At 68.4% G+C, this 13,427-nt stretch carries 7 protein-coding genes; 3 read left to right on the top strand and 4 right to left on the bottom strand.

The genetic code is table 11. From position 1 onward, the window contains the following. Both ACFVWU_RS13435 and ACFVWU_RS13430 read right to left on the bottom strand, forming a co-directional pair. A partial coding sequence (locus ACFVWU_RS13435) for an IPT/TIG domain-containing protein (RefSeq protein ID WP_387619230.1) occupies positions 1-258 on the bottom strand: 258 nt, incomplete at its 3' end. A 2,141-nt stretch (positions 259-2,399) separates the two neighbouring features. Beyond that, a complete protein-coding gene (locus tag ACFVWU_RS13430) occupies positions 2,400-3,152 on the bottom strand; it encodes an IPT/TIG domain-containing protein (RefSeq protein WP_387619227.1) in 753 nt (250 codons plus the stop codon). Between the two features lie 1,422 nt (positions 3,153-4,574). Here ACFVWU_RS13430 and ACFVWU_RS13425 point away from each other — a divergent pair. Together ACFVWU_RS13425 and ACFVWU_RS13420 are read left to right on the top strand one after the other, a co-directional pair. Further along, a complete protein-coding gene (locus tag ACFVWU_RS13425; RefSeq protein ID WP_387619224.1) occupies positions 4,575-6,056 on the top strand; it encodes an IS21 family transposase in 1,482 nt (493 codons plus the stop codon). Positions 6,057-6,472: 416 nt separating this feature from the next. Next, complete coding sequence (locus ACFVWU_RS13420) at positions 6,473-6,895, top strand: hypothetical protein (protein ID WP_387619221.1); 423 nt, start codon at positions 6,473-6,475, stop codon at positions 6,893-6,895. A 627-nt stretch (positions 6,896-7,522) separates the two neighbouring features. On the opposite strand, the gene ACFVWU_RS13415 is transcribed toward ACFVWU_RS13420, so the two are convergent. Together ACFVWU_RS13415 and ACFVWU_RS13410 are read right to left on the bottom strand one after the other, a co-directional pair. Further along, a complete protein-coding gene (locus ACFVWU_RS13415) occupies positions 7,523-7,834 on the bottom strand; it encodes a hypothetical protein (protein WP_387619219.1) in 312 nt (103 codons plus the stop codon). A 203-nt stretch (positions 7,835-8,037) separates the two neighbouring features. Continuing rightward, positions 8,038-8,565, bottom strand: coding sequence for an ATP-binding protein (locus tag ACFVWU_RS13410; protein WP_387619216.1), 528 nt, complete (start codon positions 8,563-8,565; stop codon positions 8,038-8,040). A gap of 4,702 nt (positions 8,566-13,267) precedes the next feature. Between ACFVWU_RS13410 and ACFVWU_RS13405 the strand changes: the two genes are divergently transcribed. Continuing rightward, on the top strand, positions 13,268-13,417 hold the full coding sequence (locus ACFVWU_RS13405) for a hypothetical protein (protein ID WP_387619213.1): 150 nt from the start codon (positions 13,268-13,270) through the stop codon (positions 13,415-13,417). Positions 13,418-13,427: the final 10 nt, after the last annotated feature.

Below are 13,427 nucleotides of genomic sequence, written 5' to 3'. Positions count from 1 at the left end.
GGCCACCGCATACGTGAACGCGACACCGTTGCTGGTGCCGCCGGGGGTGGTCACCGTCACCTGCACCGTGCCCGAGCCCGCCGGCACCGTCGCGGCGATCCGCGTGTCCGACAGCACCAAGTACGCCGTAACGGCGACGGCACCGAACCGCACCGCCGTCGCCCCCGTGAACCCGCTGCCCGTCAGCGTCACCACCGACCCCGCCGCCCCCGACACCGGACTGACCGAAGCAAGCACCGGAATGTTGTGATCAACCATGACTTACCCCCATGGGTTGTTCAGTCTCCGAGTCGAAGGATGTCGTGCGTGTGCAACGCGCCTGAAGCGTCGGCTATTTGCGCGGGGATGCGACGGGCGCCGAGACGGGGAGCCCCGGTCGACGGAGGGAACATCGACCGGGGCTCGTCAGGGGTGGTGAGCTGCTGGGCGGCGGGACAGCCCCGCCCGAACCGGGGCTTGTGCCGACTCCCGACCGCCGTGTCGAGCGCGAGCTCGGGCCGCCGGCCATCGGAGTCCCCGGCGGCGAGGTGCGGGTGAGCGCGCTCGCCTGGGTCTCACCAGTGGTGAATGTCCTGGGCATCGGCCGCCCCGGGTACAGTGACGACCATCGGCCCGGCGTCCGAGACGTCCGCGAGCGACGCGGGCTCATCTCCGGTCAGATTCGGCTGAGAGGTCGCCGGATTCGCTCCGGAAAGCCCTCGCCGGCGGGTCCCGAGGTCGGGCCCACATGACCGGCACGACGGCGCTTGGCCGACCGGCGAGCTCGTTGTCCGACTCGTAGGCAGTCGAGGTGCGACGTGCTCCGACGCCATGAACTGTGGCCCGGTAGTGCCGTTGACTCACATGGGCCGATATGAAAGGGCCGGTTTGTCCCGGGACGGAGCTCACCGCCGTTTGCCCGGGTGGTTGTCGTCGGGACGCTCGTCCGTGCGGCCGAAACGCCGTCTTCGGCCGATCCGCCCTCGGCGCCGCCTGTGCTTTCCACGGGCGGACCCAGCCGAGCGCATCCTGCCGGAGTCCCGCTCAAAAACCTGGTCGTAGGCGGCTGCGGTCGCGCTTTCCGTCGCCGACGGTTCGCGCGCGGATCGACTTCCTGCCAACACCGTGGGTACGTACCATCCCAACAGAATCCCCCAGTACCACAGCGCTGAGGTCGTCGTTCGACGGTACGAGGGAGAGGAACCGGCAGACCACCCGGTCGCCGCACAGGCCAGCACGCTTCGGAACCTTTGGAGTGCTTGCATGACGCCTCCTGGCGTATGTAAGCCGCCGCATCTGCCGGCACCGCTGAGACGGCGCCGGCAGATGGATCCAGATCCTCCACGGGGGTGCCCATCGCGAGCCGCACGCCACCGCCGCCTGAAGCACAGCGGGCGCCGGCTGCACGTTCCCCCGGGAGGGATGGGCGGCCCGCCGGTTGGATACAGAAAAGTAATCCAGAGTCGTGAAATCGGTGACAAGACTTCCGGCCCGCTTTCACCCGCTTGGCGCAGCGTCCGGCCATCTCCCGCAATCCGGAAAATGGCCTGCGCCGCAGCGCGCAACCGACGCTGATCAGCGAAAACAGGACTGTCCGCACGGGATTGCATGCTTATTCCCCACCCGGCAAGATCGCGAATTCCCTGCCCGCGGCCCAAGAGACGGAGCGGCCACGGATGGACAAATTCCCCACCTTCCGCCGTTCGGAATTGCTCATCCCAGCCGGGATGCACCGCGCGAAGCGTCCAGCCGGGGGCCCGGCGGCCGGGCACGACCGACGCTCCCACCCGAGTGGACGCCGTCTCCGCTCTCGCTGGAAGTGAAGTTCTGGAGTCGCGCCCCACGTGGCGCACGGCGATCCGCGGCCTGGGCGGTCCGTGCGCTGTTTCACGGTCCGGCCGGGTCGATCAGTCTCACAGGCGTGTCGGAGTCCTCAGCAGCCCGGTACCGGCCGAGTCGCCGGCCTACCCGTGCCACCACAGCGATCAGCGGCCACCAGGCCGTTGCCGTGGCTGCTGGCACGGCGCGTATGACTGGGGTTCGTCATGGCCCGGCGTGCCAGGAACGTCGTCAGGCAGTCCGTCGGACCACAGCCGAATGCGTGTCCCCGCGTCCCCGTCCTTCTGCCGGGCGGCGAGGTCTCCGTAGACGTCTCCCATGGACCGAAGTCGTGCGGGAGGGGACGCCAGTGCGGTCGACGTACCGGATCGCTTCCATGATGCGACGCAGGTCACGCCCTGCGATCGCGCTGCTCGTGTCGCGCGATCAGGCGGCCACCCCGTCCTTCCGGGGCCGGCCGAGGAATCGGGCACCAGGTGCGGTGGGACGGGAACTGCCCGGACGAGACCGATTGACGGTCCCGCCCGGGCAGACGGCCTCGTCGGCCGTGCGGTTCAGGTGGTCAGTGCCTGACTCCTGACTCAGATCCCCGGGCTCGCGAGGTACTGGAACGGGGTCGCGGCGGTCGCGCTGCCGGCCGTGTTGGTGACCGTGATGTTGGCGGGCCCGGGGGCGCCGTCGAGGGTGGGCGGCGCGACGGCGGTGATGGTGGTGTCGCTGATGACCACGAACGGGGCCGACTGGCCGCCGAAGGTGACCGACTGGGTGCTGCTCAGGGAGGTGCCGGTGATGGTCACCGCGGTGCCGCCGGAGGCCGGGCCCGAGGCGGGGGTGAACGCGGTCACGGTGGGCACGTCCACGTAGGTGTAGGTGAAGCCGTTGTTGGTTCCGCCCGCGGTGGTCACGCTCACCCCGACCGATCCGACCGCCGCGCCCGCGGGCACGGTGACGGTGATCACGCCGTCGCTGACGACGGTCGGCGTGGCGGTGTTGGGACCGAAGTGCACGGCGGTAGCGGTCGACAGCCCCGAACCGGTGATGGTGATGACGTTGCCACCCACGAGCGGCCCGGAGGTGTCGCTGAGCGCGGCCTTGAACGGCGCACCGACGTAGTAGAAGTTCAGCGGGTTGCTGTTACCGCCCGGGGTGGTCACGACCACCTGGACCACTCCGCTGCCGGAGGGCGAGGTGACGGTGACCGAGGTGGGCGTGTTGGCGGTGATGGTGGCCAGCTTGGAGCCGAAGTGCACGGCCGTGGCCCCACCGAGGTTGCTGCCGGTGATGGTCACCGTGGTACCGCCGCCGGTCGATCCCTGGTTGGGGGAGATGGGCACGACTGCCTCCTAGACGAGGTGAGGTGAAGCGCGCGGCGGCGTGTCCAGGAAGAGCCGCAGGCCAAGCACGGTGCGGTCGGACCAGGCCCCGGCGAGGGCGAAACGGACGGCCGAGGCGGTGAACCGGGCGCCGGCGGCCGGTCCACGGGTGTGGCCGGGCCGCTTTCCGGGCGTGAGGGCGAGAGGGCCCTGGATGACTGTCGCCGGTCGCGGTGGCGGGCGGATCGTTCACGCCCCTGCCAGGAGAGCCCACGGCGCCACCGGTAGTGACCGGCCGTACGGCAGGCCGACGCCCCACTCCCCCGGAGAGGATGGGCGACCCACCGGATTGGACACTCCTAGTAACCCATTGAGGTGACAAGCGGGCAAGATACTTGACGCCAGATCACCCGATTGGCGGCACGTGCTGGTTGGGGGGCGTGGTCCGTCTCCGGCGATCGGTCTCACTTCTCGCCGGTAGCGCCAGGGCGTCCTCCCGGTCGGTCGCGCCGGTTCGCACGACGCCGATGGCGACGGAACGGCGGAGCCCGCGTCAGTGTCGTGAACCGACCCAGGGCCGTCCCGCGGACGGACCTGGCGCGGGGAGCGGGGCTTCCTCCCCGAGTAGCGGTCGGCCCTTCGGTGCGGGTGCGGGCCGCCGGTGCCGGTCCCGTCGGAAGGAATCGGCTCCGTCGTGCGGCGGCCGGGACCCGATCGCCGTCGACGAGGCCCACCGCACCGCCCGCTCCGAGGGCAAGGCCTGGGCCGCCGCCCGCGACGACGACCAGGTCACGGCCGCCCGCCGCCTGTACTTCACCGCCACCCCGCGCATGGCCTCGGAGTTGCTGTCCGACGCCGAGCGCCCGGAGCGGCCGCGCGCTTCCGGTGTGCGGCGCGGAACCCTGCGAAGTGTCAACCGTTGCTGACGTCGGCCCTGGTCAGGGTCGGGCATGGGAGCAGACGGGGGGCGCGCGGGTGAGTGTGTACACCGGCATATGCCAGTGGCCACTTTGCTGAGCGGCGGCACGGCAGGGCAACCGTCCGGGGATCCGTGCCATGCGAACGCCGGCGCGCTGAGCACAGTTGTGTGACGGGCGGCCAGACGCATATGCGGCCTGAAATTCCGGGGAGAACCGCGAGCGCTCTTGCACCCGCAGAGGTCTACTCCAGTCACCCTCCACTGCACGCTTACGAAAATTGTCAAGTGCTCAACGGTCAGGATCCGGCCACTGTTTGGCCGATCTCCGCACGTGACTTGACATGGCGCGCATGGGGTCTTTGCCAATTGATTGCCGGGTGATTCGCTCACTCAAATTGCGCAGCAATCGGAGATGTCTTGCAGAAACCTTTCTTCTTCCACTCCGAGGCTTCCTGTATATTTCCTGGCTTCCCATGGGTTTCATGAGGAATCCGTACGCCATATCGAAGCCTGCTAGGAGTGGAATGCTGACCGGAGAGGAATACATCAACATCTGCGCCCTCCGATCCCGAGGGTTGTCCATCGCCGCAATCGCCCGTCTCCTCGGCCGCGACCGCAAGACCGTGAGCTCCTATCTGAGCGGGAAGCGCATCGTCGGAGTCCGCAGCTCCGGCAGGGACGAGTTCGAGCGGTTCATCCCCTACTGTCGCCGGCGGTTGCAGGACGATGCCCACTTCCAGGCGTCGACGCTGTTCGCCGAACTCGTCGATCTCGGCTACAGCGGCGGCTACTCGACCTTCACCCGCGCTCTGCGGACCCATCAGCTGCGTCCCCGGTGCCCGCTGTGCCAGCGTCCCCCCCGCACCCGCCCCGGCCGGCCGGACAATGCGGAGGAGGTGCACTTCCGCTGGTTCGTCCTCCCCGACCCCCCTGCGGACTGGGGCAGCACTCATGCCTGCATCCTGGTGGGACGCCTGGCCCCCTCCCAGCGATGGAGCGCGGTGCTCGCAGAGCAGATCGATCTCGGCCACCTGGTCGACTCCGTCGACCGGATCCTGCGCCAGTTCGGCGGAACCGGCTGGCGCTGGTGCTTCGACCGGACGCAGCCGATCCACGGCCCGGGAGGCGGCAGACTGACCACGGCGCTGGGCAAGGTCGCGAGGCACTACGGTGTCGTCGCGGATCTCAGTCCGGCGCGGCGAGACGCCGACGACGAGGCGATCGGGCAAGCGCTCGTTCTGTGGTGGCGGACCATCGACGCGGACACCGGCCTGCTGGAGGCGCAGGGGAGCCTCGACCGGCTGGCCGGACTCATGGACGCTCGCCGGACCTCGGCAAGGGGCGGCCACGACGGGTACAACGTGCCCGCTGCGACGGTCCTGCTCGACCTCCCCCACGACCCGTACCCTGCCAAGCTCAGCGTGGCCCGCGCGGTCTCGGCCAACAGCATGGTGTCCTACCGGGGCAACCTCTACGCGGTTCCACGGCATCTGCACGGCCACACCGTGGAAGTGCGCCGAAGGCTCGGTGATCCCCTTCTGGCGATCGCGACTCCTCGCGGAAGGGTGATCGTTCAGCATTCACTGGCGCCCGACGGTGCCAGCCTGTCGGTTATCGGCCACCGGCACCGGATCAGTCTCGAACGCCCGCTCGCGGTACCGAGGCCGGTCTGCCACAGCAAGATGTACAGTCCGCCGTCCCCCGAAGCGCTCGCGGAGGCCGAAGCGCTCCGGCAGGACGCCCGTCAGGAGGACGGATTAGAGCCCGGCCAACGGGCTGACGGTTCGCCGGGGCGGACCGGCCGATCCTGGCGGTGGGCGGGCGTTCTCGATCGGATCCGGAAGGAACCGACCGAGGGCAATGAACCCGTCCGTTCCGAAGCCGTGATCCACCCCACGATGCATCGACAGCATGACCCGACGCCCTACCGGCGAGGCCACACCACCCTGGTGTGCCACCTGAATCGGACAGCACGGACCTGGCAAGAAGCCTCTGAGGGGGGATAACGCGCACAACGGACGACCTGCGCCCCTACGCCGGGCATGAGCACGTCCAGCACAGGGTTCGGCACGTCGGGCCCGAAGACGCGTAGGGTCGCGCCCCCGTCCTGCGCGTGGTCGGCGGCGGCTGACCGGAGCCGGGTAATTTCAGAGACCGGCGACAAGTGAAACGCCGGAAATTGCTAACCTAATTCCCCATCCCGCCCTTCCAGGCCTCGGATACCGGTCTTCCCTGCAGTGGCTCGGATGGAGGGGCGCCAAGTTGTATGAAGACTACTGAATTCACCTTCGCTTGCTGGAGCGTCAATTCTTCGCACCACTCTGCCGGTCTGCGCGCCCTGCCGCCCGCCCTTGGCCGTGAATTACGTTCCGTTCCTGCTGGAGTCCCACCAGCAGGAACGCTTCTTTCGGAGGGGATTCGGATGACCCGTTCTCGTCTCGCCGCCAGCGTCGTCGCCGTCGCCATCGCATCCGGCGCTGCCCTCGCCATCGCTCCCGCGGCGCAGGCGGCGGAAGCTCCCAGGCTCCAGGTGTCGACGTGTGCCGCCGATCTCACGGCCGCGCTCGACAGCAACGCGGCCGCCATCGACGCCGACTCCGTCGGCGACACCGCCGACGCCCGCGCCGACAACCTCCGCACCCTCGTCATCCTGGCCGGAGCGGGGCTCGACTGTTTCCGCCGGCCGGCCCGGGTCCACGCGGACATCGTCGCCGCGGCGACCGACAGCATCCATGCGGCGGTGTCCAACGCGATCGGCGATTCCGCCGCTGCCCTGAACGACGAGGACGCCGTGGCGGCCGAGTTGACGGACGCCCTGGAGGTTGTCCGGTATGCCGAGGTGTGAGGTCTCACGGCACGCGGGTGCTCGTTGTCGACCTGCTCGGGTGTGGGCCCGCACCACCGGAAACGACGGCAACCTCTGGTTTACCGAGAACTCCGCAAGCCGGATCGGAACGGTGACGCCCTGACAGAGCCGGCAGTGTGAGCAGCCACCCAGCGGACGGGCGCCGATCGATCGGTGCAGGCGCCGGCGGCGCCCGCAGCCGGGCTGGTGCCGGCGCCAACGCGAGGGGGTCGGCAGCAACCACCTATCCCGCCAGGCGCGTAGTGCCTACCTGGGAACCGGCCTACGAGGCAAGACCGCGCTGACCCGCACGGTGTTCTCCCCGGATCCCCGGGTACGCTGAGCGCGTTCTCCAGGTGGCCCGCCAAGACGCCGACATCCTCCACGTCTCCCAGGGCGCACCCCTGGGCAGCCTCCCGTGGAACTGCTCGCGTTCCTCGAGACCGGGCGGCCACCGGTGTTCGTCGGCTTCGGCGGCAGCGTGCTCGACGACCCCGCGTCCCGCCGCAACGCGCAGCACATGGCACAGTGACTGGCAAGGAAGGACGGCGCGGGAGCGGTGACCTCCGTGGTCGAGCGTGGCCGAGGAGGCGCGATGATGCACCCCGAAGGCAGCCAGGCCGGACGTCACCGCCGGAGCAAATGGTGCAGATCCCGCTGTTTCGCGCAGTCCGCGAACATGGCATTTTCGCTCAGACCCGTGAGCAGATCGAGGACGGCGGCAAGCGGCTGATATTCCACGCGGATGGCCGGGTGCTCACCACAGGCCTTCAAACGCTCCCAAAGCGCGTGGAAGTAGTCCTCGAGCTCCAGACGCGCGTCGAACTGCGCGCTGAGCCGTTCGGGATCGAGGCGACGCAGGGCGTCGCGGTCGAGCTGCGTCACCGAGTCGATGATGCTGTTGACGACTTCACGGCTCTCGGTGCTTGAGCTGGGCATGGGTTCTCCTCACGATGTGCGCGGTGGATGATTGAGGTTCGACGCTCGATGTGCCGTCCGGCCTGGTCGGATCGTGGGCGCCCGCACGCCGGTGGACGCAACCGGTGGCGGGGGCAGGGGAAACCGCGTCGCGCCCCGGAGCACGGCCGGCCCGCCGGGCATCGAGCGACTGCGGCGCGTGGCCGCCGACCGCCCGTGAGAGGTCACCACGAGGCAGTGCTCCGACTGGACAGCGGGACGGCGGCCCACACCGAGCAGCTGCCGTCCACGCTCAGCCGCATTCCCCACTCCTGCGAGTAGCCCGCAACGAGCGCCAGGCCTCTGCCGTGGTCCTCGTCCGGCGTGGCGCGGTGCAGCCGCGGCACCGTGGAAGTCTTTCCCTGATCACGGACCTCCAGCAGGAGCCGGTCCGCGGTCCGGCGCAACCAACCGGTGATGTGTGCACTGTTGGAGTGCTCGAGGGCATTGGTGACCAGTTCGGAGATCACGAGCAAGGCCGCGTCCCGGGCGTGGTCGGCCCGAACGTCCTCGGCGTCCAGCCACAGGCCCGCCAACCGCCGGGAGATCGGTACCGCGCGACCGAGAGACGGCAGCCTGAAGGACAGCGGACGGCCCCTGACCCAGTGGCTCAGGACATCCTCGGCGAGAGCTCCCGTCGGCCGTTCGTTGATCTCTGCGATGGTCAGTGAAATCTCCTCCTCGGTGAACGGCGGGGTCGCTTCTCGGCTCACGAGCCGAAAGCGGCTGCCGGTACGACTGCTCGCGGCTTCGCGGCTCAGGCCGCACCCGGTCCAGGAGGGACCATTCCCCCCGCCGAGCGGGCGCCGGACTGGTCGAAGTAAATCAGAAATAGATTATCCGCGGGAGTGATCCGTTCCAAAAAAAGGGGGCGTGTTTATGTAATGCGGGCGCCTAGTGTGACGGTAAGAATAGTTGTTCGCTCCGCTGGGGATCCGGCGGAATGAACTTGGCTTGTTTCGTTCACTCGAGTCCGGGTTTCGCGACGAATGGAGGATGGCCAGGGCCATTGACCTTGGTCTTCGATGAAGCCATTTGGGTAAGTTTTCTTGCATGTGCCCGAGGGCGACCGGTGACTCGCTCATGGAATTCCGCACCGACCTGGCCGAAATCAGCCGTTCCGCTTGTGCGCGTCATGACCGGGACGGCGCCGGGCCCGCCGACCGCCTTCCGGGCCGGTCCCGCCCAAGCGGCTGGCCGACGAGGAGGAGCCGGGGCCGTGCGGCCAGTCAGCCAGACGTTGCGTCGAAGCCGGCGCCATCGCCGACGGGCAGGCGGCCACCAACAGCACCGTCGGTTCCGAGGAACTGCGCTGACTGGCCGGAATCCGGCGCCGTTTCCCTACTGAAGGCTCTTCGAGCACCAGGTGCGTGTCGGCGCCCGAGAACCCGACTGCGAGACGGCGGCGAGCCGGCTACTCTCCGTGGACGCCCGTGATGCTTGCGGACTCGACGGGGCGCTCAGCGGACTACTTGCGCCGTGAGCGTCGACCAGCCCGATTGCACAGGGGGTCGACTCCGGCGCATACCGGGGCTTCGCCGTACAGAAGCAGCTGGGCGAGGCGGGGAAGAGTCGCCAGCCCATCACGATCTCGCCGTCCGTCGCTGGTCATCAGTGCGATCCCGGATCGCCGCACGCCGGACCTCTTTCTATCCCTCCCGCGCGCAAATGAATTGGTGCGGCGATGCCTCCATCTCCTCCGGGCACCTTGCCCAGGGAGAACTGACTTCCAGACGAACGCAGGCGGCCGACTACTCGTGGCACACCCGAGACGGCGCCCGCGATGGGCCTGCAATCGGCGGCGATCACGGCGGACTCGCCAGGCGGTGTCCGGCCTCCGGTCCGGGCGCGGGGACGCCCGCGCAGGTCCCTGCGCCCGGTCGGCCCTTGGCCCCAGGGGGGCAACTGGCGGACCACCGGAAAGGTGGACATGACGAGAGGTCCCACGGCGGCGTCTCGCGGGCCCCGGTCGCGCTGGGGCGACCACGCGGGTCTTCCCCGCATCAGGTCGGCCGTCCTGCCGTGGAGCAGGACCGGACGCCGGGACGGCCTCCAGTGGCACGTCGCGAAACCCGGCGTCGTGCCCGCGCGCCTGGTCGGCGCTTCCTCGACCGGTGCCCTCCTGACGGGCGGCTTCGGTGGTGCCCTGCCGACGCTGACCGGCAAAGGCGGTGCGAGCCGCCGCCAGATCCTCGCCGGCCCGGGCACGGGCTTGTTCCCGCTCAAGTCGGCGAGCGGCAAGCCGCCGACGAAGGACGGTTCCTTCCGACTCGTCGCCCTCTGTCGCCATCCGGTCCGAGAGTCCGCTCGGGGCGGCTGTTGGCGTACTCCGTCGGTGGACGGGCGCGGCCCGCGCCGTGAGCGGGTCTGTCGGGGGTGGCGCGTCCCGCTGGTGACCGGATAGCTCCCACTGCTCCCGAAGCCGACGGCAGGCGGCAGCGGCGGCGGCGGGACCGCAGGATCGGCAGGTCTCCGGGTCCTCGGCGTCGCGGACGACCAGGGGCCCGCGGCAGAGTGCGCACTCGGGGCTTCGGACCGACCTGGTCCCTGTGACCGTCTCGCTTGCCCGGTCGACGACCCTGATCAGCCAGGGAAGCGGGGAGAGCACCGAAGCCCACGGCACAGCGCCGACCGGCTCCCTGCGTCGCGCGAACTCGCACGCGGATTCGAGAGCTTCGAGGATCACGGCGCCATGGACCTCAGGGGATGTGCCGTAGTCGGCGAATGTTGCGGCAATGTGCTGAGCGAGGAGGTCGAGCTGTCGCTCGGTCAGCCGGTCGGCGAGTTGCCTCGGCAGGCGCCCAAGAGCCGATGACGCGGCTTGCTGTCCCCATCGCCTCTGCTCGTCGGTCATCGACTGGATCATCTTCTGGTCGGTTTGCCATCTGCTGTGCCCTGCCGGGCCTGCTCCGTCCCCCGTGGCTCCTGCCGCGCGTCCTCGCGCGCGCGGGCGCACGGTTTCCGGTTCGCGGGACGAGCAACCACCCACGACGGCTGGCATGTTCAGCAGGTCATGTTGGGGGGATCGTGTTTCTGTCACCGAATCGGGGGGGCTCAGTGTCACCGGACCGGGGGAGTCGGCTGTCACCGGACCGGGGGCCTCCCGGCACATGCCGAGCGAGGCGCCGCGACGGGAATCCGGACCGGAGTCGAAGACCTCGACACCACCGCCTGCGGATCCGTCCGCGGATCGCAGCGCGGGAACGGACCCGCTCGGGAGGGACTCGCTCTGCCCGCTCGGTACGCGGACGGGCATGGGATGGACGACGTATCTGTACCCCCTCTTCTCGCCCCGTCTTCTGCTCACCCAGCCCTGGACCAGGAGTTCGGCCACCGCTTCGCGGGCCGTGTCCTCCTTCATCTGGCACTCGCGTGCGATTCGCGCGACGGGAGTCGATTCGGTGAACTGCTGCCGCAGGGAGAGCAATGCATAAACCTTGAACCGAGTACCGGCCAGATGCGCCCGAGCATATGAGCCGACGCACACGGCCAGCTCATCGTCGGCCGGTGGGCGAACACGCCGGTTCATGGTTCGGGTGGCAGGATTTCGAGACGCCCGAACCAGATTCTTGGCCATCGCCTTGGCGATTAGGCGGTTTACACCACCCCGGGAAAGCCCCAGCTGTCTCCCGATCGTCTCGTCAGCGGCGAAGCACAATCCGGACTTCCATCCGTAGTCCTGCAGCAGCGTCACGACCCGGATCAGGTCACCGGTCAAGTCCCTGTCACGGAGCCACGCCGCTGGGAACCGGGTAGCGGGCAGGCGAACCTGCTCGGTCGCACGCGCCTGCCCTTGAGCAGGCCCGAGCCCCCCGGCCGGTTCCGTGTGGACGGCGCCCGAGTACCGCGGACTCACGGAGCACCGCCGAAAGTCCGACGCTCGCTCACTTCCCTGGCCCGCCCGGCCGACCGCCCATCGACACCCGGATTGGCCGGGGAGCGATGCGCCGGCCGTCCCAAAGTCGTCGAGGCGACTTTTTCCGCGGTCGGCTCCATTTGAGCGGTGATCACTCGTGCTCGAGAGCCTGATCGGAGAGGTCCTTGGAGGTTTCGCTCATTGAGGACTCTGTGCCCTTCTCCTAGCCGGATGGAGCGACGACCCAGGACACAGGCAGGGGGCAGCTGGCAGATTTTGATTCGGTGATGCAAAATGGCATTGCCTACTTACGGACGTGTGAGGAGGCAACAACCCGTCAGGACACAGGTTCTCGCAGGATCCCAGGTGTGCCGATGGGCCGAGGCAGCGGTGGATTCCGTCGTCGACTTGGGCAGCGCTCAGTGACGGCGGAAGCAAAGCGTTCAGACGCCGAGGCATGTGCTTGGCGCGAAGACGGTGAAGGTCCGGTGGTGCGGACCGAGCCGTCTCGTTGCTGCTAGGTCATGTCAAGACCTCCCCGTAGGGGAGCAGGGTGGTTGAAGAAGGCCGAACGAACAATGAGAAGCGATCATGAGCGGTCGCTTCTGCCAGGCGCGGTTTCGCGTCCAGATGCCTGAGGGGTGATCTGGCACAGCGACGTCGCGCCGACTGCCCCTGGAGCCGTCCGGACCTTCCAGAGTCCGGGCGGCTGATCCATGACTGGGCCATGGCCTGACCAAGAGTACCCGTTCCATAACAGAGTGTGAATACTCTCGTACACGACTCATCTTCGGGGTCCACTGCGCCTGCTTGCGGGAAAGTTCGTTCGAGTCGGTCGACGGACGGCTCGAACGCTCCCGTTCCCGTTGCCGGGGTGGGTTTCGGGCGCGACGGTCGAAACCCACGGTCAGCCGAAGATTTCGCGGTCGCGGTGGGACACCGCAGCCAGTCATCCACGGGCCGACACGGGGGCTGCCAGTTGATCACCAAGGGGGGTGCGGCCGCGTCGATCGCCACCATGGCCCATGTCGACGGCCACGGCGCGGCATCAAACGGTCTTGTCATTGGTCACCCGAATGAGCACACAACTGACGTGCCGCTCGGACAATCTGAGCTTCCGTCAATCTGACGGCTGAACGGCAAAGGCCGCAACGGATGCGTCCGACCGATGCCCGGCCGCCTGTGGCTCCGCGCGCCGGCGCGCCATGTTGGGGAGAATCGCAGAGTATCTGGCACCCTTCGCGACCACTACGCCTGGACAGTGGGGAGGCCGAGCGAGCGGAGATGGTGGCGCTCGCTTCGATCGCTCCCCTCCAAGGCCAGCCGCAGGACCGCTGCACGCCTGAACAAGGAGCTCGGTGACCTGCGTAAAAGATCTGAGCGCGGGCAGCATGAGCATATTTCAGGACACCCGGATGCCGTACATTTCTCGGTGGTTAGCCCATCGTTGTCGGGGCATGAGTCCACCAGCCAAGCCGCCTCTTCCATTGCTGCTGGAGCGAGACAGGATCTGTACTGCCGGCGACAACTGGCTATTCGTTCCAGGCCGGAGGAACGTCGTGGGTGATCTGGAAGTTGGTTATCTCGTGAAGAACGGCGAACGCGTGGCGCTGACGCATTGCTCACGCCAGCTGGCCGAACTGTTCCGCGTCCTGCGTCGGCTCGAGTTTGAATTCTCGATGCGGATATACCGATCAGAGAAAGACTGATCGATACCGC

Source organism: Kitasatospora sp. NPDC058190 (genome assembly GCF_042883685.1).
GTDB lineage: Bacteria > Actinomycetota > Actinomycetes > Streptomycetales > Streptomycetaceae > Kitasatospora.
This window is presented reverse-complemented; position numbering and strand designations above follow the sequence as displayed.